The organism is Archangium sp. (genome assembly GCF_057119385.1).
Window position 1 is genome coordinate 117,556 of sequence record NZ_DBNGVP010000003.1, and the last position, 17,927, is coordinate 135,482.

At 71.4% G+C, this 17,927-nt stretch carries 16 protein-coding genes; 11 read left to right on the plus strand and 5 right to left on the minus strand.

Features of this window, described 5'->3' with window-relative positions; all coding sequences use genetic code 11:
* The first annotated feature begins 1 nt into the window (after position 1).
* From AC16DP_RS01650 to AC16DP_RS01685, 8 genes are all read left to right on the plus strand, one after another.
* Positions 2 to 1,303, plus strand: a complete 1,302-nt coding sequence (locus tag AC16DP_RS01650) for a protein kinase domain-containing protein (RefSeq protein WP_329725956.1) — start codon at positions 2 to 4, stop codon at positions 1,301 to 1,303.
* An 84-nt stretch (positions 1,304 to 1,387) separates the two neighbouring features.
* Positions 1,388 to 3,130 (plus strand): GTPase, encoded by a 1,743-nt coding sequence (locus tag AC16DP_RS01655; protein ID WP_329725955.1) that lies wholly within the window; start codon positions 1,388 to 1,390, stop codon positions 3,128 to 3,130.
* A 145-nt stretch (positions 3,131 to 3,275) separates the two neighbouring features.
* Positions 3,276 to 3,827, plus strand: a complete 552-nt coding sequence (locus tag AC16DP_RS01660) for a hypothetical protein (RefSeq protein WP_329725954.1) — start codon at positions 3,276 to 3,278, stop codon at positions 3,825 to 3,827.
* Positions 3,828 to 3,850: 23 nt separating this feature from the next.
* Complete coding sequence (locus tag AC16DP_RS01665) at positions 3,851 to 4,858, plus strand: hypothetical protein (RefSeq protein WP_329725953.1); 1,008 nt, start codon at positions 3,851 to 3,853, stop codon at positions 4,856 to 4,858.
* Positions 4,855 to 5,283 carry a hypothetical protein gene (locus tag AC16DP_RS01670; protein WP_329725952.1) on the plus strand — a complete coding sequence of 143 codons (429 nt, stop codon included), beginning with the start codon at positions 4,855 to 4,857 and terminating at the stop codon, positions 5,281 to 5,283. Before AC16DP_RS01665 ends, AC16DP_RS01670 begins: the two co-directional genes overlap by 4 nt.
* A gap of 533 nt (positions 5,284 to 5,816) precedes the next feature.
* A complete protein-coding gene (locus AC16DP_RS01675; RefSeq protein WP_043412376.1) occupies positions 5,817 to 6,179 on the plus strand; it encodes a helix-turn-helix domain-containing protein in 363 nt (120 codons plus the stop codon).
* A gap of 137 nt (positions 6,180 to 6,316) precedes the next feature.
* On the plus strand, positions 6,317 to 8,323 hold the full coding sequence (traA, locus tag AC16DP_RS01680; RefSeq protein ID WP_329725951.1) for an outer membrane exchange protein TraA: 2,007 nt from the start codon (positions 6,317 to 6,319) through the stop codon (positions 8,321 to 8,323).
* Complete coding sequence (locus AC16DP_RS01685) at positions 8,320 to 10,035, plus strand: OmpA family protein (protein ID WP_329725950.1); 1,716 nt, start codon at positions 8,320 to 8,322, stop codon at positions 10,033 to 10,035. Before traA ends, AC16DP_RS01685 begins: the two co-directional genes overlap by 4 nt.
* A gap of 96 nt (positions 10,036 to 10,131) precedes the next feature.
* Here the strand turns inward: AC16DP_RS01685 and AC16DP_RS01690 are convergent, their stop codons facing one another.
* Complete coding sequence (locus AC16DP_RS01690; protein WP_329725949.1) at positions 10,132 to 10,980, minus strand: Ig-like domain-containing protein; 849 nt, start codon at positions 10,978 to 10,980, stop codon at positions 10,132 to 10,134.
* 190 nt (positions 10,981 to 11,170) lie between these two features.
* Here AC16DP_RS01690 and AC16DP_RS01695 point away from each other — a divergent pair, with 190 nt between their 5' ends.
* Positions 11,171 to 11,947, plus strand: coding sequence for a lysophospholipid acyltransferase family protein (locus tag AC16DP_RS01695; protein ID WP_329725948.1), 777 nt, complete (start codon positions 11,171 to 11,173; stop codon positions 11,945 to 11,947).
* A 12-nt stretch (positions 11,948 to 11,959) separates the two neighbouring features.
* On the opposite strand, the gene AC16DP_RS01700 is transcribed toward AC16DP_RS01695, so the two are convergent.
* Positions 11,960 to 13,567, minus strand: a complete 1,608-nt coding sequence (locus AC16DP_RS01700) for a lipase maturation factor family protein (protein WP_329725947.1) — start codon at positions 13,565 to 13,567, stop codon at positions 11,960 to 11,962.
* Between the two features lie 135 nt (positions 13,568 to 13,702).
* On the opposite strand from AC16DP_RS01700, the gene AC16DP_RS01705 reads away from it, so the two are divergent.
* On the plus strand, positions 13,703 to 14,356 hold the full coding sequence (locus tag AC16DP_RS01705; protein WP_329725946.1) for an MBL fold metallo-hydrolase: 654 nt from the start codon (positions 13,703 to 13,705) through the stop codon (positions 14,354 to 14,356).
* A gap of 9 nt (positions 14,357 to 14,365) precedes the next feature.
* On the opposite strand, the gene AC16DP_RS01710 is transcribed toward AC16DP_RS01705, so the two are convergent.
* Positions 14,366 to 15,091 (minus strand): hypothetical protein, encoded by a 726-nt coding sequence (locus tag AC16DP_RS01710; protein WP_329725945.1) that lies wholly within the window; start codon positions 15,089 to 15,091, stop codon positions 14,366 to 14,368.
* Between the two features lie 58 nt (positions 15,092 to 15,149).
* Here AC16DP_RS01710 and AC16DP_RS01715 point away from each other — a divergent pair, with 58 nt between their 5' ends.
* Positions 15,150 to 15,830, plus strand: a complete 681-nt coding sequence (locus AC16DP_RS01715) for a hypothetical protein (protein WP_329725944.1) — start codon at positions 15,150 to 15,152, stop codon at positions 15,828 to 15,830.
* Here AC16DP_RS01715 and AC16DP_RS01720 read toward each other — a convergent pair.
* Positions 15,813 to 17,207 carry a HAMP domain-containing sensor histidine kinase gene (locus tag AC16DP_RS01720; protein ID WP_329725943.1) on the minus strand — a complete coding sequence of 465 codons (1,395 nt, stop codon included), beginning with the start codon at positions 17,205 to 17,207 and terminating at the stop codon, positions 15,813 to 15,815. The two genes, AC16DP_RS01715 and AC16DP_RS01720, sit on opposite strands and share 18 nt — an antisense overlap.
* Positions 17,204 to 17,887, minus strand: a complete 684-nt coding sequence (locus AC16DP_RS01725) for a response regulator transcription factor (protein WP_329725942.1) — start codon at positions 17,885 to 17,887, stop codon at positions 17,204 to 17,206. Before AC16DP_RS01725 ends, AC16DP_RS01720 begins: the two co-directional genes overlap by 4 nt.
* Positions 17,888 to 17,927: the final 40 nt, after the last annotated feature.

Consider the following 17,927-nt stretch of genomic DNA (forward strand, 5'->3'; position numbering starts at 1 on the left):
CATGGCGGGGGCGGGGGACTTCCGGCCGGGCCGGGTGGTGGCCGGGCGCTACCAGGTGACGGGGAAGATTGGCCAGGGCGGCATGGGCACGGTGTACGAGGCCGAGCAGCTGGGCCTCGAGCGCTACGTGGCCCTGAAGGTGCTGCACCCGCATGTGGCGAAGACGCCCGGCGCCGTGGCCCGCTTCCAGCGCGAGGCGCAGCTCCTGGCCCGGCTGAAGCACCCGGGCGTGGTGCACCTCTTCGACCACGGCGCCGACGGGGAGGTGCTCTACCTCGCCATGGAGCGGGTGTTCGGCATCCCGCTCGACGAAGTGCTGGAGACCCATGGCCAGCTGGAGGTGAAGGCAGCGGTGGAGCTCGCCGCGCAGGTGCTGGACGTGCTGGAGGCCGCGCACGGCCTGGGCATGGTGCACCGCGACCTCAAGCCCTCCAACGTGATGCGGGTGGGCGAGCTGTCCGCCCCCACGGTGAAGGTGCTCGACTTCGGGCTGGCCGCGCTCGTGCACGAGGAGCCACAGGCCCGGCTGACCGGGAGCGGACAGGTGCTCGGCACGCCCGCGTACATGTCTCCCGAGCACTGCCGCGGGGAGCCGCCCGATGGGCGCGCGGACCTGTACTCCGTGGGGTGCCTGCTGCACGAGCTGCTCGTGGGCCAGCCCCCCTTCGGAGAGTCGCCCGCCGTGGAGGTGATGAGCGGGCACCTCTACCGCCCGCCTCCGCCCGTGCGCCAGCTCCGGCCGGAGCGGGGCATTCCCGAGGCCCTGGAGAAGCTGGTGCTCGCGTGCCTCTCCAAGACGAAGGCCCAGCGTCCGGCGAGCGCGCGGGAGCTGGCCGCCCGGCTGCGCGAGTCGCTGGCTCCGCCGCCCCTGCGCGGTGAGGGCAAGAAGCAGGAGCGCACGCAGCCTCCACCCGCTCCACCTCCCGCGCCCACGCCCGAGGTGCTCGCACGGCCCGTGGGCGTCATCGAGCCGGAGGGCTCCGCCCCGCCCCACGGCATCGGCACCGCGCTGGCGGTGGCCGGCTACCGGGTGGTGCCCTGCCGCGAGGGCGACTCCCTGGAGGGCCTCCACGCCCTGGTGGTGGTACCCCGGAGCGATCAGGCCCAGGAGGAAGCCCTGGCGCTGGCGAGCACCCTGGCCACCCGGCCCCACGCGCCGCCCGTGCTGCTCTGCGGCAGTGGCGAGGACTTCTCGTTGATGTCCCGTGCCGTCGCGAGCGGCGTGTACGACTACGTGCCGCTCCCCCTGGACCCCACGGACCTGGCCCGGAAGGTGGGCCGGGCCCTGCGCTCGCGCCGTTGAGGGGGCGCATTCGTCCAGGGCCGACAGACCTGGCACGTCTTCCGTGGGCATCCGGCCCGCCACGTGCTGTCCTCCGGCCTCCGGATGAACGACCTCGCCCACCTGCGCACCGCCCTCGAGTCCGCCCGCGACGCCCTCCCGCCCCCCGAGCGCTTCCCCGAGCCCTCCGACGCGGACACCGCCCGACGCCTCGTGGAGCGGCTGCGGCGCGACCTGCTGCCCCGCCTGGGCGGCGCCGACGCCCCCCTGCTGCTGGTGGCCATCGCCGGGCCCAACAACGTGGGCAAGTCCACCCTCTTCAACGCGCTGGTGGGCACGCCCCTGTCCCCGGCCCGCCCCGAGGGAGGCCTCACCAAGCAGTGCCTCGCCGCCGCGCACCCGGACACCTGGACGGGCTCGCTCAAGGACTTCCTCACGAGCCGCTACGACATCGTCCCCGTGGCCTCGGGCGAGGCCGCGCCGGTGGACCAGCCCGGGCCCGCCGGGCGCCTCTACCTCGTGCTCGCCGGCGCCGTGCCCCGGGGCCTGGTGGTGATGGACACGCCGGACTTCGACAGCGTCTACCGCGACAACCGCGAGCGCGCCGAGGCCCTGCTCGTCACCGTGGACGTGCTCGTCTTCGTCGTCAGCCGGCAGACGTACCAGAACGCCGCGCTGGTGGACTTCCTGCGCGCTGGCGTGGGCCACGGCCGCCCCTACCTCCTCGTCTACAACGAGGCCACGCGCGAGGAGGTGGCGCGCGGGCACCTGGAGAAGCTGGCCTCGGACGTGGGCCACCCGCCCCTGGCGCGCTACCTCGCCCCGCACCAGCCCGAGGTGGAGGCCGGGGAGAAACCGCTCGCCACGAATCCGCTGGACGCGGCCCCCGCGCTCACCGCGCTGCTGGGCGAGGCCGAGCACGCCCAGGCCCTCAAGGCCCGCGCCCTGGCCGCCTCGCTGCGGGACGCGCGCGCGGAGATGGAGCAACTGGCCCGGGCCGCCACCCGCGCCGCCCATGAGCCGGAGCGGCTGCGCCAGCGGCTGCGCCACGAGCTGCTCGGAGTGGGCCGGCACGCGGCCCTCAAGGCGGTGCCCGCGGACGTGCTGGTGGAGGCCTTCCGCGACGAGCTGGACGCGCGCAGTGCCTTCCACCGCTACGTGCGCCTGCCCTTCCGGGGGCTGGCCACCGCCCTCACCTTCCTCTCGCGCCAGGTGCGCCGCTCCTTCACCGGCCCCGAGCCCACTCCGGCCCCCGCGGGCCAGCTCACCGAGGACACCCTGCGCGATGGGGTGCGGCGCCTGGTGGAGCTCTTCGCCCCCGAGGTGGCCGCCTGGCACGGAGACGCCCGGACGCGCGAGCTGCTCTCCGAGTCCTTCGGCCCGCCCACCCTGGCCCGCCTGGAGGAGCCCCTGGGCCTCGAGGCGATTCAAGCCCATACCGCCGACCGCGAGAGCCTCTACGCCTTCTGCCGGGGACTGGTGGGCCACGAGCTGCAGGGCGGCCTGCGCGAGGAGGTGCTGCAGACGCTCACCACGCTCGTCTACTCGGTGCCCTCGGGCGCCGCCGCGGTGGTGACGGTGGCCACCGGCGGCCTCGGCCATGACGCCGTCATCTGGGCCGGCACGCTCCTGTCCACGCCCCTGCTGGAGCGCTTCGTGGACGCGCTGGGCGCGGACATCCGCGAGCGCCTCACCCAGAAGTGGGCCGATGCCCACGGCGCCACGCTCGCCCAGGCCCTGGAGCGCCGTTTCTTCGCCGGGCTCCTCGAGCACCTGGACACCCAGGTTTCCTCCTGGGCGCGCACCGCCTCCACCCTGTCCGAGACGACCTGCCGGATCTCCTCCTGAGCACCCGCCGTGTCAGACCCCTCGTACAGCCCTGAATGCGTGCGATGCCCGATGGAGAACCCGGGACGCGCCTCCCCTTGTCCCTGGAGCACGGCTGCGGCCAGGATGGGGGCCTCGGGATACCGGTGTTCCGGGAGGGCAGCACATGGGCGCTCCGACGAAGGGTGGAATGAGCCGGACGGGGGAGTACTTCCAGTTCGTCCCCTGCGGAGCAGCCCTCGCCGTCGTCGAGGTGCCGCCCGGCGAGCGCCCGTGCTCCTCGGGCGAAGTCCTCACCCGGCAACAGCTCGAGGAGTGGCCGTGGCGTCACTCCATCCCGAAGGTGACGTCCTCGGCCCTGTCCGGATACATCAACAGCCTGCATCACCTCCCCGGCTTCGAGAGTCATGCCCCCAGCGCCTTCTCCCAGAGCCCAGGCCTGACTCCGCTCTCCCGGAGCGGCTGGCGCGGCAGGCTCGGCGAGCTCTCGGCTCAGCACGGCGGCTTCGTTGCCCAGCAGGACCTCAACGCGCTGCGCTACAACCACCCCATCTTCGACCTGCGCAACCGCCTGGGCGGGCTGAGCTCGGTGAAGACGAGCGTGCGCTCGGAAGACGGCGGGGAAGCCTTCGCCACCTACCTGCGGGGGCTACGGGACGTGGTGGGCCTGCGCCGGCCGCCTACGCCAGGGCACGCGCGGCCCTGTATCCCCACCTGACGCCCTCCGCGGGCGAGGCCCTGTTGCTGCGCAACGGGTACATCTCCGTGAACGCGGATGACGTGAAGCCCTTCCAGGACGCGCTCCGGGACGCCAACAACTACCGCAAGCAGGCCTACCGGGAGATAGCCGACAGGTTCCTGGAGCACGAGCCGGTGCGGCTCAACGGGACGGTGTACCGCACGTACGAGGCGCTGGAGAACGCGCGCAGGAGCACGGGGACTCCGGGCCCGGTGCGCCAGCGGGCCGACAACGCGCTGCGCGCCCTGCGCGAGAAGATCGCCAGCCGGGTGCAGAGCAATGGGCTCACCACGCAGCACCTCATCCACCTGGAGCGCTTCCGCCAGCAGGTGGCCACCGCCAATCCGCGGATGACTCCCGCGCAGATAGACCGGTGGGTCTTCCCGGAGTTGTTGATGGTGGCCCGCCATGGCGGCGGCGTGCGTGGACATGCCGTCTCCGCTGCCATCGCGGGCGGACGCGGCGCGGCAGGGGGTGCCGTGGTGAGCGTCCTCTTCGAGTTCGGCCATATCGTTTACGAGAAACGACCGGACTTCATCGTGCCCGTACTGAAGGCAGGAGCAACCGGAGGAACTTCAGGCCTGGTAGGCGGCGCGACCCAGAACCTGGTCACGTCCAAGGCGGGCAGTGAGCTGTCGCGCAAGCTCATGGGCCAGGGGATGAACACCCGGTGGGCGACGGGGGCGGGCAGGGCCATGGGTGGCTTCGCGGGAGGTGCCGTGGCCGCCTCTGTCTTCACGCTGGCGTCGCTGGCGCTGGATGACGAGGAGCACAGCCGCACGGACTACGTCGCCACGGGAACGCGGGCCTTCATTTCAGGTAGCCTCAGTTCCGCGGTCGCGGCGGGCCTCGTGGGCGCGCTGTGGGGCTCCGAGGTTCCCCTGCTCGGCAACGCCGTGGGATTCATCGTCGGTTTCGCCGGGTACTATGTCGTGGACGCACTCACGGGCGAGCAGGTGGAGCAAGGGGTCCGCCGAGCCCTGGATCGCCCCTCACGTGGCGGGCGATGAAGGGAGCAGGCCAGGTGCTGGGACTGATGGGCGGCAAGAAGCGTCTTTCGTTGTGGCGGCTCGGATTGAGGGTATGGCCGTTCGCTTTCGGGCTCGTCACGGCTTTTGAGTACTGCCGGAGCACCTACCATCCGGGCTCTCCCTGGAAGATCGACTGGCCAGGAGTGGTCGTGGTGGCGACCGCGCTGATGGGTCTGGTGGTGATGATCGCGGAGCACGTCCGGGCCCAACCCAGCCCCGAGCAGAAGGCCGCCCTCTCGGCCATCTTCGCCGCCGGGCCCGGCACCATCGGCGCGGTGCTGGTGACGCGCGACGGCGTCCCCGAGGTCATCGCCACCGTGCGCAGCCTCGAGGAGTACCTGGAGCTGGCCGGCTCGGGCCAGTTGCCCCATGACCACCGCGTCTACCTGCCCGCCGACGCCTGAGCCCGCCTCGGCTCCGCTGTCTCCATCCGCTCCCGGCTCCTCCACGGTGCAAGGCCCGCGTCTGCGGCCCGGCGCGTGATGCACCCCCGCCCCTGGATGAACGGTGCCGAAGCGACCGCCACCCTTTCTCCCCGGCCCGCGCCCAGGAAGGTGGCACCCCACCGGGCCTCACGTCCGCCCGACCCGATCCGCCCGGTCGGCCCGACCTCCGGTCCCGTACGGCTCCGCGCAGCCGGGACGACCTGCCGCATCTCCTCCTGAACGCCCACCGTGTCAGACCCCTCGTGCACAGTGGGTCCAACCGCATCTCGCGGACCACACGAGGCGGGTAGGGACACGTCGCACATGGGTTTCCCAGAGGGATGAGCGGGTTGGACGCTGGAGAAGAAGGCGGCAGGGGCCGGCCTTCACGGGAACCAGGGCAGGACAGGGTGACTTCAAAAATAGGGTTGAAGAAATGACCTTTGCAGTCCTGTTCCGACAACCTGATGCGTCGTATTCCGCCTTGCCTACATTTCAGGGTGGGTTCAGGTATGGACAAGAAACTGGCGAAGACGATTGGAGAGGCCGCCCGGACGGCCCGTCTGCGTGCGCAGCTCACCCAGGCGGATGTGGCGGAAATGGTGGATCTCGTGACAGAGGTCTACGGACGAATCGAGCGCGGCGGCATGGTGCCGAGCGTTCCGACGTTGCTGCGGCTGTGCCGCGCGCTGAGGATTTCAGCGGACGAGCTGTTGGGGCTGGCCGGGCCGGATGGTTCGCTGCGGCTCGCAGACCCGCCGAGCGAGCAGGGTGAGAAGCCGGAAGTGCGGGCGGTGCTGCGTGTGCTGCGGCAGCTCGACTCCGGGCAGATCAAGCTGCTGGGCCGGCTCGCGGTGGCGCTCAAGAAGGAGTAGGCCGCCGCTGGAGGCCCACCGGGAGCCGGGGTAGAGTCGGGTTCCCTCTATACAGTGACCCCGGCCTTCAACTTGACCGCAGAAGTAGGCCGGGGGATGCTGCGTGTGCCCCCGTGTACCTACATCCCTTCCGAAGAATGGCCGTCCTGCTGGTGGCACTGCTGGTGACGCTGGCGGGGGTGGCACATGCCCAGAGCCGCAAGCCGCAGCCGCTGCCCGCCGTGGTGATTGATGGAGACCCGGTCGCGGCCTCGCCGAAGCTGCCGGGAACAGGTCTCTGCACCGCATCGAAGGTGTCCTCGAGTCCAGACGCCGACTTCCGCAGCGACGCGTCGAGCTACAGCTACTACTTCAACGTCTTCATGGACACGGGTGCGATGAAGCCGGCCACCTCCGTGCTCCGCACCACGTTCGATCTATCGAACAACAACCTGGAGAGCGTGCAGCGGCAGAGCTTTGGCGACTTCACCGATGCCGTTGCCGGGTGCGCGTCGGGCGGGTGTCCCTTCTACAGGAATGATACCAGCACTCCATTCGGGACCCGTCTGCGCGGCTACCTGAACGTCACGCCAGACTTGGTGGATAAGCCGCTCCACTTTGGCGTCTACACAGATGACGGCGTGTCGCTCGTCATTTACGACCAGAAGACCGGCCACCGAGTCATCGAGCGGACGCCCATCCGAGGCTTCTCAAGCTGGCACACCACAAATCGCGTCACTTTCAAGAAGCCGGGGCTCTATCCCGTCGAGCTCCTGTACGCGGCTCTGGGTGGTGACTCGGCCCTGGAGCTGTCCACCTTCATCGGCACGTATGCGGACATTGACCACGAGGCGACGCAGCTACCCATCATCAGCTTGAAGGACGACGGCTTCACCCTGATGCAGCCCACCGCCTTCTATCAGACGGAGAGCGGGCGCCCGTCGTATTCGGATCCTGCAAAGTGCGAGCAGTGCAACCGCCAGTACGCCAACACGGCTGGCAACAACGGGTGCGGTCCAGGCTACTACTGCAACGGCGCGGCGCTGTGCGCGCCCTGCGACTCCTCCATCTTCTGCGGCCCCAGCTGCTCGCCGTGCGGTGCGTCCACCCCGCTCTGCCTCAACCGCAACGGCACGTTCACCTGCGCACAGTGCGACAACGACACGCAGTGCCCCAACGGCCGCTGCGACCCGGACACCAACCAGTGCCGTGGCTGCAAGACCGACGCGCACTGCCCCAAGGGCGAGTTCTGCGGCGCCGACAACGAGTGCCACGAGTGCGTCACCGACGACCACTGCCCTCGCGGAGAGACCTGCGCCGGCAACACCTGCCAGCCCTGCTCCACCAACGACAGCTGCGCGGGCACCTCCTGCAACTGCTGCCCCGGCGGCCTCCAGTGCGCTGCGGCCTCCCCCGGCGCCTCGCCCAGCTGCGTGGAGTGCACCGGCGACGCGGACTGCTCCGGCGGCAAGAAGTGCGACATCGCCAACGGCCGCTGCGTGGAGCAGATCGCCGAGTGCAACACCTCCGAGCGCTGCGGCTCCCAGTGCGTCAAGTGCCCCTCGGACCGGCCCTACTGCATGGACGGCCAGGTGTGCGTCGAGTGCCGCTCGGACCTCGAGTGCGGTGACGGCAAGTTCTGCGTCAGTGGCGAGTGTGCCTCCTGCACCACGGACAGGCGCTGCGGTGAGCGCTGCGAGTCCTGCCCCGGCGAGCAGCCCTTCTGCCTCACGGACGGCACCACCCGGGGCAGCTCCTGCGTGGGCTGCCGCGAGAACGCCGACTGCGGCCCCGGCGGCACGTGCGACCCCACCACGCGCACCTGCTCCGCCTCCACCTGCTCGGTGAGCTGCGCCGAGGGCACCGTGTGCTACGGCGACGCCTGCGTCCAGTGCTTCGCCGACGCCCACTGCCCCTGCGGCGGTACCTGCGACACCGCCCTCAACGTCTGCACCACCTCCTGCGTCGACAGCAACGACTGCCTCGGCGTCCAGCACTGCTCGGCCAACACCCAGCAGTGTGAGCGCGGCCGGCGCATGCCCGGCACCGAGCCCCAGGGAGGCGGCTTCTGCTGCGGCACCACCGCGGACAGCACTCCCGGCGGCCTCGGCCTGCTGCTCCTCCTGGCCGCCTTCCTCGCCCTCCGCTCGCGAGGCTCCGCGTGAAGCACTCCGCCCCCATCGCCCTCGGACTCGCCCTGGGGCTCGCCGCCTCCGGGAACGCCTCCGCCCAGGACACCCGCTTCGACGTGCAGGCCTTCCGCCCCGTCGGCGCGCCCCGGGACCTGGTCATCGTCGGCCAGTCCCGCCCCATGGGCGATTACGACCCGTCCCGCCCCCTCGAGCTGGACAAGAGCATCGCCGTCTCCGGCGGCGCCTTCTTCAACCTCGCGTTGGATCCGCTGGTGCTCGTCGCCGCGGGCACCAACTCCAAGGTCATGAGCGTGGTGGGCAACCGCCTCCAGCTCGATGCCGTGGCCTCCGTGGGCCTCTTCGGCTGGGCCGAGCTCGGCGTGGACATGCCCCTGGTGCTCGCCCAGGCCGGTGACAACCTGGAGGCCATCGGCACCGAGGGTTTCATCCAGTCCTTCACGCCCGGAGACCTGCGCCTCAACGGCAAGGTCGCCGTCCCCGGCCTGCGCCGCGGCAAGCCCGAGGACGCGGGGTTCGGTTCCGCGCTCACCTTCGGCCTGGGCTTCCCCACCGGTCTCCAGGAAGCCTTCGCCAGTGACGGCGCGGTCACCGGCAACCTCGGGCTCATCTTCGACTACCGCTTCGAATCGGGCGCCCTGCTGGCCCTCAACACCGGCCTGTGGCTGCGCCCGGACTACGAGTTCGCCGGGGTGCAGTGGGGCAGCGCCGCCACCTTCGGGCTCGGCGCCGAGCTGCCCCTCATCCGCGGCTGGGGCATCAACGCCGTGGGCATGCTCTCCGGCAGCACGCCCCTGAAGAAGCTCCCGGAGGACCCCCAGCAGATTCCCGCCGAGCTGCTCGTCGGCCTGCGCTGGTACAACACCGCGCTCGGCCTCCACGTCACCGTGGGCGGTGGCGGCGGCTGCGGCTGCTCGCTGACGGCGCCCACCCTGCGCCTCTTCACCTCCCTCCTCTGGGCCCCCGGCCCCGAGACGGCGGCCATCCAGCGCTACATCGATCCTCCCGAGCCCCCCGTGGACCCCGATGGCGACTCCGTCATCGGCAAGGGCGATGTCTGCCCGTCCATCGCCGGCCCCGTGGAGAACGGGGGCTGCCCCGATACGGACCAGGACCGTGATGGCATGGTGGACCGGCTCGACCGCTGCCCCACCTCCCCCGGCCTCGAGGACAACGGGGGCTGCCCCGAATCGGACCAGGACCGCGATGGCGTGGCGGACCGGCTCGACCGCTGCCCCGAGCACCCGCAGGGCCAAAAGGGCCGCGACGGCTGCCCGCTCACGCGCATCGACGGGAACAAGATCGTCATCCTCGACCAGGTGCACTTCGCCACGGACCAGGACGTCATCCTCCCCGAGTCCTTCCCCATCCTCGATGAGGTGGCCGACCAGCTGCTCAAGCACCTGGAAATCCAGCGCGTGCTCGTCGAGGCCCACACGGACGCCCGGGCCACGGACGCGTACAACTACGACCTGTCGCGCCGCCGCGCCGCCAGCGTGATGAACTTCCTGCTCGACAGCGGCATCGCCGTGGAGCGCCTGTGCTCGGCGGGCTTCGGCCGCAGCCGCCCGCTGGCCGCCAACGACTCCGAGTCGAACATGGCCCTCAACCGCCGCGTCGAGTTCACCATCATGCCCCCCGTCGAGGGCACGGTGATGCCGCCCTGCCCGCCGGACCCCGCCGCCGAGCAGGTGCTGCCCGTCAAGGGGACCAAGGGTAGGCGGTAGCAGCCAGACACCCCAAGCCTCCCAACGGAGCGTGGAAGAGCCTCCATGCTCCGTTTCACTTCTACGCGCGTAGAAGTGGATTCAGGCAGCGACGGCTCAGCGCTGGGCCGTCTTGACCTCGAAGACGACCTCGGCGGCGGCCTTGCGCCTGCCTGCCGTGGCCGTCACCACCGTGCGCCCCGGACCCACCGCCGTCACCTGCCCGGTGGCCGACACCGTCGCCACCGACCAGTCCGAGCTGAACCAGGTCACGGGCACGTCACTCAGCGCCACGCCCCGGTTGTTGAACGTCTTGGCGCGCAGCTGCAACTTCTGGCCCACCTTCGCGAAGACCAGGTGCGTGGGATCCACCTCCACCCGCGCGAAGTCCGAGCGCACCACCTGCACCTGCAGGTTGCGGCTCAGCGGCGGCACCGTGGCCGTGATGGTCGCCTTCCCGGGCGCCACCCCCATCAGCCGCCCGTTCTCCACCCGCGCCACCGTGGGGTCACTCGTCGTCCACACCGGCGGCACGTCCACCAGCGGCTTGCCCAGCTCGTTCTTCACCACCGCGGAGATGGCGATGGAGTTGCCCGCCAGCAGGAAGTCCGCCCCATCCACCCGGATGTCCACCAGGCTCGGGATGGACACCTGCACCTCCACCGAGGCCCGCGCCTTTCCAGCCGCGGCGGAGATCTTCGCCTTGCCGGACTTGCGCGCCACCACCACCCCGTTCTCCACCGTGGCCACCTCCGGCGCCGAGCTCACCCACCTCAGCTTCGGGTCCTCCACCGGCTGGCCATTTCCATCGAGCGCCACCGCCTGCAGCACCACGGACTCCCCATGGGCATGCAGCGGCCGGTTCTCCGGCATGGAGAGGGTGAGCGACTCGGGCGCGGAACGGCAGGCACCGAGCAGCAGCGCGGACGACAGGAGCAGCGAGCGGGTGAACGTCGGGGTCTTCACGGAGGTCAGGGGGGCTTGCGGGCGTACGAGCGTGCCTCACGAACAGCGGCGCGCATGACTGTATTTCGATACGGCCAGTTCGCAATGATTTGCAAGTGCGCCCGTCCGCCCGGTTGCCCCCTTCCGCCGGGTACCCGACGCTGGAATGCACATCTTGGACGAGGAGGTTCGAGCCAGGGGGTCACCGGCCTTGATCCACAACGTCTTCACGCTGCTCTCCGTCCTGCCCGCACGCCCTCGCCGGGCCGCCGTGCGCACGCTGATGGACTCCCTCTGGCACCTGCGCACCACCGAGGAGGTCCTCGGCCGGGAGAACCTCCCTCCCCCGCCCTGCCTTTTCATCTGCAACCATCTGTCCAACGCGGATGGCTTCACGCTCGTCCGCGCCCTGCGGCCCCGGAAGGTGTACTTCCTGGCCGGTATCAAACTGCAGGGCACCGTGATGACCCGGCTCGGCACCGAGGCCGTGGACACCATCTTCATCCGCCCCAACTCCTCGGACATCGAGCCCATCAAACGCGCCGTCGAGACGCTCAAGGCGGGCCACTCCGTCCTCATCTTCCCCGAGGGCGGCCGCAGCCGGACCGGCGCCCTCACCCGGGCCAAGAAGGGCGCCTCCCTCATCGCCCGCCGGGCCGGTGTCCCCATCGTCCCCGTGGCGCTCACCGGGACGGAAAAGTTCATGCCCATCGATGACCGGGACATGGGCCGGGAGCAGGTGCGCCGCGCCCACCTCACCGTCCGCTTCGGCACGCCCTTCCTCCTCGAGGAGCTCGAGGCCGAGGCCGCCGGTGCCGAGGACCCGCGCCAGGCCCTCACCGACGCGATGATGCGGCGCGTGGCCGGGCTGCTCCCCCCGGAGTACCGCGGCGTCTACGCCGGCCCCGCCCCCGAGGCCGAGGACGAGGCCCCCGCCCCCGTGGAGCGCCCGGCGGCCCACGCCCCTCCCCCCGAGCCCGGCCGCTGAGCCCCCCTTCGCTCACTCCCCGGCGTGCCACTGCAACCGGCTCGCCGTCCCCCCCGGGGCCAGACTCAGCGGGGGCAGGTAGAGCCCCAACCGCTCGCGGTTCCACCACGCCCCCGTGCGCCGGTGCGTCTCCCGGTCCGTCATCCGGTAGTCGTACAGGGTGGCGCGGACGTAGCGCGGCGGGTGCTCGGGGAAGGGATTGATGGCGAGCAGCTTCAGCACGTCCGGCGAGCCCTCGAGCAGCCGCAGCATGAAGGCGAGCAGCCAGACGGGCGGCGAGCCCAGCGCCGCGAACCACATCTGCCAGTCCAACCGCGGCTGATGGGGGGCCACCTGCCTCGGGGGCCGCTCCGGGTCGCTCACCTTGTAGCGGAAGGTGTACTCGTGCCACGTCTCGCCGTCGTCGGAGCCCTCGATGGCGAGCTCCGGCCGGCGCACCGTCATCACCGCGAAGAGGCCATAGGGATTCACCGCGCGCAGCGGACGCGCCCGCATCTCCAGCCACTCCAGCCACCGTGGCGCGCCGCGGGGACGGTTGAAGCGGGCCAGGATTTCATTCATCCCCAGGACGAGGAAGGGCACGGCGGGGAGCCAGGCACCCAGTGTGCGCCACCAGGGCCTCGGCCTCGCGGGCGGCGGGGCCGGCAGGAAGCGCCGCAGCGACGCGTCGTCCAGCAGCCACAGCCCGAGCACCAGCGACTGCACGTTGAAGAAGCCGTAGTTGCCGGTGGCGATGATGACGCCCTGCAGCCCGGTGAAGAGCCAGAAACCCAGCAGCCGCAACTGCCTCGGCGCGAAGACGAGGAAGGGCGCCACCGTCTCCAACGCCAGCACCGCCGCCGTGGAGAACCGCTGCACCTGGTGCGGCAGGTGGTGCGCGTACCAGCCGCCGCGCGTGGGGAGCGGCGCCGTCTCATAGTAGGAGTCGCACGCGGTGAGCTGGCGCCACGTCTCGTCGCCGGACTTCAGCTTGGACACCCCGGAGCCCAAGTAGAGGCGGAAGAGGAGCGCTCGCCACAGCAACACCTGCGCCGCGGTGGGCTCGTACCGGCCCGGCCCGGGCCTCAGTCCCATCGGCGCCGTGAGCAGGCCGAGCAGCCCCATCTCCAGCAGCAGCGCGTCCCATTGGAACGAGAGGAACTCCCGCCCCACCGAGACGTACGAGAGGTAGAGGGCCCACAGCCCCGTCAGCGAGACCTGGGGCGCCACGCCCGCCATCACCGCCAGCGACAGCACCTGGCCCGCACGCAGGCCGCGCACCAGCGTCTGGTCGGACGCATCCAGCCACAACAACGAGGGGTACCAGAGGTACCGCTCGTGCCCCATCGCCGTCATCCGGGGCGAGGAGGTCAGATCCTTCACGGGCAGGATGCCGCGCGAGCCATAGAGGCCCCGCACCTGCCGCGCCAACGAGGTGAAGGCGATGAGGTAGATGCCGCCCAGGGCCCGGAAGAACACCTGGCGCACGAGCCGGTGCCGCGGCGGCGCCACCGAGCGCTCGGCGAGCCTGACGAGCAGCCCGTCCCCGCGTCTTCGCGTACGCCTGCCCGGCCGCCGGGCGGGTAGCTCACGGAGCATCCGGAAGAACGCCTTGGCGCCCTGGGGGCGGACAGCACGCATGGGGCTCCCCTCCTTCTCTCGTCAAAGCTGGGAGCAGCGGAAGGCCCGTGCCGGGAGAGCCCAATCCCTCGCCCCGGAAGGGCCCGAGCGGCCGGGCCTCCACGCGCCGTGTACGCGGGTGCCTAGCTTTGCCGCATGAGCGAGCCCAAGGAACGAGCCCACCGGACGGTGCAGGTGCTCCCCGGCATCCACCGCTGGAGTGTGAAGGATGACCGCATCGGCGGCGTGGAGAGCGAGGCCTACGCCGTGGTCGCCGAGGATGGTTCCGTCACCCTCATCGACCCGCTGCCCATCGACGACAAGGCGCTGCGCAAGCTCGGCCGGGTAGAGGCCATCGTCCTCACCGCCGGCAACCACCAGCGCGCCGCCTGGCACTTCCGCAAGCTCTTCGGCGCTCCCGTGTGGGCCCCCCGCGACGCCTACGGCCTGGAGGACTCGCCGGATGCCACCTACGACGCGGGCGACAACCTCCCCGGCGGCCTCGTGGCCTACCACACCCCCGGCCCCGTCGAGTCCATGTTCGCCCTCTGGATGGAGCGGCCCCGGAGCGTCATCTTCCTCTCGGACCTCCTCACCCACGTCGACAACGGCACGCCGCGCTTCGTGGAGAGCCAGTACCAGGACGAGCCCGGCCGCACCCGGCTGAGCATCCAGCGCATCCTCGACCACCTGCCCGTCGAGGTGCTCTGCTTCGCGCACGGCCGCCCCATCCTCCAGGACGGCGCCTCCGCCCTCCGGCGCGCCCTGGACGAGGACACCGAGGCCCCCGCCCCACCCGAGCCCCGCTGAGCGGAGCGGCTACTTCGCCACCGCGTCCAGCCGGCAGCTCACCGCCAACGAGAGCACCACCTCATCCACCGACTCGGGCTCCTGCTTCACCGCGCCCGGGGGCTCGCAGGCGGCGAGCTGCAACGGCGCCCGCTCGGACTGCGCCTGGGCGATGAAGCCCCGCGCCCGCTCCACCCACCGCTTCATCAGCTCGTCCCGGCGCGCCTCCGGGTCGCGCACCTGCGCCACCGGGAAGCCGAACGACGCCCGCAGGCCCGTGTTCGCCTTCTCCGCCGCGGCCGCCTCCTGGCTCCCCACCTTCACCAGCGTGGCCACCAGCGCCGTGCGCGCCCAGAAGTCCTGCGCCTCGGGCAGCGCCACCTCCAGCACCCCGTGCGCCATCCCGTCGCTTCCGCTTCCAGCCATCCGCTTGCCGCCCGAGTCCAGGCCCACGTCCTTCATCTTCACCGCCACCTCCACCTTCGAGGCCTCGGCCGCCGCGCGCACGTACCGCTCCACCGCCGCCTTCAGCTTCGGCACCGCCTGCTCCAGCGACTCCGACTCCTGCCGGAAGGCGAAGGACACGCGCAGCACGTCCGGCCTCACCTTCAGGCCCTCCTCCACCGCCGCGAGGGGGGGAACGGGCTCGGGCTCGTACGAGCTGGCCACGGCGCTCGAGACCGAGGAGCGGCCACACGAGGTCCACAGACAGACGAGCACCACACAACCGGGGAAGACGAGGTGACGCAATTGCATGAGGGACTCCAGTGGAATGTGCCGCGCAGCTTGCCAGCAGGTAGGCTCGCCGTCCGCCATGTCCTACAAAGAGAAGTACGCGCCCTCCCTGCATGAGCCCGCCCCCCTCCGCGCCGAGCTCGTCGTCCGGCCAGACCAGCTGCGCGTGGCCTTCACCGTCTCCCTCGAGTCGGAGGGCATCGAGCAGACCCTGCCCCTCCTGCAGCGCGCGTGCGAGCAGCTCCAACGCCGCGCCCGCGAGGCCACCGGCACCGAGGTGACGCTCCGGCCGAGGGACACGCGCTTCAACCGCTCGGCCCCGAAGAAGCTGTCGCTCCCCGAGGACGAGGACCGCACCTTCGTCGCCGTGGATGGGCTCCTGGTGCTCCCCCTCCCCGCCGAGCTGGATTTCTGGGCGCGCAGCTCCCGCGTGGGCTCGCTGGTGCGCGTGTGCCACGAGATGGAGCGCGACAGCCGCGAGTCGAAGAAGCAGCCCCGCTTCGGCTTCGGCTCCGTGGAGGCCTTCGTCTCGCAGCCCGAGCTTCATCGCGCCGAGCTGCTCCGCCGCTTCGTCGAGCGTGCTCGCGAGGTGGCCTCCGCCCTGGGCTCGGCCGAGGCTCCGCTTCACGTGGTGGATTGCGCTCCCGCGGGCGCCGTGGAGCAGGCCCCCGTGTCCCTCGAGGAGGTGGGGTTGTCTCTCCAGGTGCACTGCCGGCTGGATGTGGTGCTCGGGAGAGGGGATTCACGCGGCAACGGTTGAGGTACCCGGGCCTTCCACCGGGAGCTCGAGCACCACCTCCGCTCCCGGGCCCTGCGTGTCCGCCACCCAGGCCCGCCCTCCGTGGCGCTTCGCCACCTCCTGCACCACCGCCAGTCCCAGGCCCGTTCCCCCTCCCTTCGGCTCCACCCGGTGGAAGGGCCGGAAGACCGACTCGCGGTGCTCCGCCGGAATGCCCGGCCCCTGGTCCCTCACCGACAGCCTCCACCTCGCCCCCTCGCGCTCCAGCCGCACCGAGATCTCCGTCCCCTTCGGCGCGTACCGCAGCGCGTTCGACAGCAGGTTGTCCACCGCCTGCCTCACCGACGCCGCATGGAAGGTACACGGCGCGGGCTCCGGCCCCTCCACCGTCATCCACACGCCCCGCCCCTCCGCCTCGGCACGCGCCGCCGCCGCCGCGTCCTCCACCACCTCGCGCAGGTCTCCCGCTCGCACCTCCCAACCCCCTCGCCCGAAGGAGGCCAGGTCCAGCAGGTTCCCCGCCAGCGCGCTCAGCCGCTCCACCTCGCGCCGCGTCTCCTCCAGCGCCTCGCGCAATGACTGGGCGTCCCGCTCCTTCCACAACGCCAGGTCCAGGCTCGTGCGCATCAACGCCAGCGGCGTGCGCAGCTCGTGCGCCGCCCGGGCGATGAGCTGCTCCTGCCCCTCCCGCGCCTCGTGGAGCCGCGCCGAGGCTTCCCGCAACGCCCCCTCCACCTCGGACACCTCGTCTCCCCCGCGCCCCTCCTTCGCGCCCGCGGGAAGCTCGCCCTCGCGCAGCCGGCCGATGAGCCCCCGCAGTTGATTCAGCCGCCCCGCCAGCCACCGCGCCTGCCACGTCTGCAGTCCGAAGAGCACCACCCCCAGCAGCGCCGCCACCGCCAGCGTCACCGCGTGGAAGGCCCGCACCGCCGAGTCCTGCTGCGCCAGCGACGCCGACAGCCGCAGCGTGTACACCCCACCCGCCGGAGCCCGGATGCCCAGGGTGAGCTGCCGCCACCGCTCGCCCTCCACGTCCCGCACCGTCTCGAAGCGCGGCGGCTCTCCCGGCGGATGCGGCGCGGGCGCCGGCCCATGTGCTCCCTCCTCCGTGGACGGATAGGACACCAGCCGCTGGCCCTCCGGAGAGAACACCTCGGCCACCGGCGCGAAGGGGCGCACATCGTGCTCCAGCGGCGAGCTCAGCATGTGCAGGTGCGGCTGGCCTCCCGGTCCATCGAGCAGACTCACTGACTCCACCGCCGCCTGCGCCAGCAACCCCCGGTCCACCGAGCGCGCCAACCACGCCTCGAAGAGCTCCCCCGCGAGCGTCAGCGTCAACAGGATGCCCACCATGGGGACCAGCGCCCCCAGCAGCCACAACCGTGTCGCCAGCCTCACCCGCGCTCCTCCACCACCAGCCGGAAGCCCACGCCTCGCACCGACTGGATGGACACCCCGGGCTCCACGTCCAGCTTCTTCAGCTTCCCGCGCAGGTACCCCACGTACACGTCCACGATGTTCGGCGGCCCATCGAAGCTGTCACCCCACACGTGGCTGAGCAGCGTGGAGCGCGCCAGCACCTCGCCCACGTGGCTGGCCAGCTCGGCGAAGAGCGCGAACTCCCGCCCCGTCAGCACCTGCTCCCGCTCTCCATGCCGCAACACCCGCCGCCTCGAGTCCAGCACCAGCGGGCCCACCTGCTGCGCCGGCCCCTGCGCATCTCCCCGGCGGTGCAGCGCCTCCAGCCGCGCCAGCAGTTCCTCGAAGGCGAAGGGCTTCACCAGGTAGTCGTCCGCCCCCGCGCGCAGGCCCACCACCTTCTCCCCCACCGTGCCCCGCGCGGTGAGCATCAACACCGGCGTGCGCAGCCCCTGCTGGCGCCAGCGCCGCAACACCGCCAGCCCGTCGAGGTCCGGCAGGTTCCAGTCCAGCAGCACGGCGTCGTAGGCAATCTGCAGCGCCTGCTCCAGCGCGTCCTCGCCCCGCTGGCACACGTCCACCTGGTGCCCCGCCTCCGTCAGGCCCCGCTGGAGCAGCCGGGCCATCTTCTCCTCGTCCTCGACGAGCAGCAGCTTCATGCGCGGGCCTCCTTCACACGGCCCGTCAGCGTCTCCTACC